The following is a 3,615-nucleotide window of genomic DNA, read 5'->3' as shown; positions in this document are numbered from 1 at the left end:
CAGGCTCCTTACGCCGCGGCCGCGGCGAGCTCGGCGGCCTTCTCGGCCGCATCGTCCATGGTCGCGGCGACGGTGACGAGCGGGTGCGCCGCCTCCGCCAGGATCCGACGACCCTCGTCCACGTTGTTGCCGTCGAGGCGCACGACGAGCGGCTTGGTGGCCGAGTCGCCGAGGATGCCGAGCGCGGCGACGATGCCGTTCGCGACGGCGTCGCACGCGGTGATGCCGCCGAAGACGTTCACGAAGACGCTCTTGACCTGCTCGTCGCCGAGGATGACGTCGAGGCCGTTGGCCATGACCTCGGCCGAGGCGCCACCGCCGATGTCGAGGAAGTTCGCGGGCTTCACGCCGCCGTGGCGCTCACCGGCGTACGCGACGACGTCGAGCGTCGACATGACGAGCCCGGCGCCGTTGCCGATGACGCCGACCTCGCCGTCGAGCTTCACGTAGTTGAGGCCGTGCTGCTTCGCCTTGGCCTCGAGCGGGTCCTCGCTGGCGGTGTCCTCGAGCTCCTTGTGCTGCTCGTGGCGGAAGTCGGCGTTCTCGTCGAGCGAGACCTTGCCGTCGAGCGCGAGGATCTGACCGTCACCCGTCCGGACGAGCGGGTTGACCTCGACCAGGGTGGCGTCCTCGCCGGCGAAGACGTCGTAGAGCTTCACGAAGACGTCCGCGACCTGCTCCTGGAGCTCGGAGGGGAAGTTCGCCTGTCGCGCGATCTCCAGCGCGGCTTCCGTGTTGATGCCGGTCAGCGGGTTCACTTCGACGCGGGCGAGGGCCTCGGGCTTCTCGACGGCGAGCTGCTCGATCTCCATGCCGCCCTCGACGCTGACGAGCGACAGGTAGGAGCGGTTGGCACGGTCGAGCAGGACGGAGAAGTAGAACTCCTCGGCGATGTCCGCACCCTGGGCGATCATCACGCGCTGCACGGTGTGGCCCTTGATGTCGAGGCCGAGGATCGCCTGCGCGTGCTCGTAGGCCTCGTCCGGGGTCTTCGCGACCTTCACGCCGCCGGCCTTGCCGCGACCGCCGACCTTCACCTGCGCCTTGACGACGACCACGCCGCCGATCTTCTCGGCCGCTGCCTTCGCCTCCTCGGGGGTGTCGGCGATGATGCCCTGCAGCACAGGGACGCCGTAGGACTCGAAGAGGTCCCTGGCCTGGTACTCGAAAAGATCCACGCTGTTCTTCTTCCCGCACGTTCCGTGCGATCGGCATCGGTTACCCGGTCGCCACACTCCACATCGAGGGTCGCTCGATGTCGAGACAACGGCCGCGGGTCAGCCTAGCGCCGGCAGGTGGACGCGCGGTGCGCGCGATCGGCCGGGAGGCACGGATCGCCTCCGTCGTGCGACATCCGGAGCGCGCACTGCCCCACGGGCCCCCAGGAAGGGTCCGGCACGGTGGTCGCGATGGACACTGCACTCCGAGACCGCGCCGCCGACGTCTTCGGCTGGGACCTCCGAGACGCCCAGGCGACGGTGATCGACGCCGTGCTGCGCGGCCGCGACGCCCTCGCGCTGATGCCGACCGGCTCGGGCAAGTCCGCGATCTACCAGGTCGCGGGCCTCGCGCTCGACGGACTCGTCGTCGTGGTGTCCCCGCTCGTGTCGCTGCAGGAGGACCAGGTCGTCGGGCTCGAGCGCCACCCGGACGCCCCTCGTGCCGTCGCCGTGAACGCCACGAAGCGGGCCTCGGACGTCGAGGACTCGTGGGACGCGATCGCCGCCGGGGACGTCCGCTACGTGTTCCTCGCGCCCGAGCAGCTCGCGAAGGACGAGGTGGTCGAGCGGCTGTCCGAGGTCGGCGTCTCCTTGGTCACCGTCGACGAAGCACACTGCGTGTCCTCGTGGGGGCACGACTTCCGACCCGCCTACCTCGCACTCGGCGAGGCCGTGGAGCGCCTCGGACGCCCGCCGGTCCTCGCCCTGACGGCGACCGGATCGGCTCCGGTGCGCGAGGACATCACGGCGCGGCTCGGCATGCGGGACCCGCTCGTGCTCGCCGCGGGCTTCGACCGCCCCGGCATCCGCATCGAGGTCGAGCGGTACGCCGACGCCGCGGAGAAGCGCGACGCCGTGGTCGAGCAGGCCGCGGCCGCGTCGGGCACCGGCATCGTCTACGTCGCCACCCGACGGGAGACCGACGAGTACGCCGACGCCCTCCGTGCCCGCGGCAAGGACGCCCGGCCCTACCACGCGGGGATGCGGGTGCGCGACCGTGACGCCGTCCTGCACGCCTTCCACGACGGCGAGCTCGACGTGGTGGTGGCGACGAGCGCGTTCGGCATGGGGATCGACAAGCCCGACGTCCGGTTCGTCCTGCACGCCGACGTCGCGGAGTCCGTCGACGCCCACTACCAGGAGATCGGCCGCGCCGGGCGCGACGGCCAGCCGGCGACCGCGACCCTGCACTACCGCGCCGAGGACCTCGGGCTCCGGCGCTTCTTCGCGTCCGGGAGCCCGAAGCCGGCGTCCCTCCGGGCGCTCTTCGACGCCGTGCCCGCCTCGGCGTCGATCCCGCGCTCGGCCCTCGCGGGCGCCTCGGGACTCTCCGCGCGCACGGCCGGCCGCGCCGCGAACGCCCTCGTCGAGGCGGGGGTGCTCGACGACGGGCCGGACGGGATCGCACGCGCTGACGGCGGCCCGACCAGCGCGGAGGCAGCGGCGAAGGCCGCCTCGGCACGTGCCGACCAGCGCGAGGAGGTCGAGCAGTCGCGCATCGCGATGATGCGCCGGTTCGCGGAGACGCTCGGGTGCCGCCGGCAGTTCCTGCTCGGCTACTTCGGCGACGAGCTCGCGGAGCCGTGCGGCAACTGCGACACCTGCACGTCCGGCTCCGCACACGAGGACGCCGCCCACGGCGCGGACGGGGCGCACGACGACGCCTGGCCCCCGGAGTCGATCGTCGAGCACCCGGAGTGGGGCCGCGGCACCGTCATGAGCACCGAGGACGACCGGGTGACGGTCTTCTTCGACACGGCGGGGTACCGCACGCTCGCGCTCGCCGACGTCGAGGGACGGCACCTGCTCGAACGCGTCTGAGGCCGACCGGGAGGACGGGCACCCGGCGAGGGAAGGCGCGGTCGCTCGACCACCCGTCGGCGACCGCGCTCCACTCCCCCGAGCACCGGTGAGCATGCACGCACGTCGTGTCGCGGAGGTGACCACACGGTGAACGCGACCCGAACCCGGTCCGCTGGGCGCACCTCCCGGCCGACCGGTGCGCGCACCGGACAGCCGTCCCCCGGGCTGTGCGGCTCCTCCGACCGTCCCTCGCGTACGCAGGAGGACCACGACGAGAGGAACACCCACATGAGCAGCGACGTCAACCAGGCCGCGCAGGAGCGCCTCGGCGGCATCATCCAGGACCGCGCGTTCGACCGGTTCGGCGAGGTCTGGGCCGAGGACGTGGTCGACCACGACCCGGCCCCCGGCCAGGCGCCCGGTCTCGCCGGAATCGTCGACTTCTGGAAGGACTTCACGTCGGCGTTCCCGGACCTCGAGCTGACCCCGGACCCGCTGGTCGTCACCGACGACTTCGTGACCGCGGTGTTCACGATCCGCGGCACCCACACGGGACCGTTCCAGGGGCACGAGCCGACCGGGAAGTCCTTCG

At 72.2% G+C, this 3,615-nt stretch carries 3 protein-coding genes; 2 read left to right on the top strand and 1 reads right to left on the bottom strand.

Annotation, left to right across the window (positions count from 1 at the left end):
* Positions 1–8: 8 nt before the first annotated feature.
* Positions 9–1,178: an ADP-forming succinate--CoA ligase subunit beta gene (gene sucC, locus I59_RS06435; RefSeq protein ID WP_022903159.1), complete on the bottom strand. Its 1,170-nt coding sequence runs from the start codon at positions 1,176–1,178 to the stop codon at positions 9–11.
* 231 nt (positions 1,179–1,409) lie between these two features.
* Here sucC and I59_RS06430 point away from each other — a divergent pair, with 231 nt between their 5' ends.
* Positions 1,410–3,041 (top strand): RecQ family ATP-dependent DNA helicase, encoded by a 1,632-nt coding sequence (locus I59_RS06430; RefSeq protein WP_031273149.1) that lies wholly within the window; start codon positions 1,410–1,412, stop codon positions 3,039–3,041.
* A 270-nt stretch (positions 3,042–3,311) separates the two neighbouring features.
* The coding region (locus I59_RS06425) for an ester cyclase (protein ID WP_022903157.1) at positions 3,312–3,615 on the top strand (304 nt) is incomplete at its 3' end.

Origin of the sequence: Curtobacterium sp. B8, assembly GCF_000333315.1 — a bacterium.
Lineage (GTDB): Bacteria > Actinomycetota > Actinomycetes > Actinomycetales > Microbacteriaceae > Curtobacterium > Curtobacterium luteum.
The sequence above is the reverse complement of the archived record's forward strand: the minus strand, read 5'-3'. Positions and strand labels throughout refer to the sequence as shown.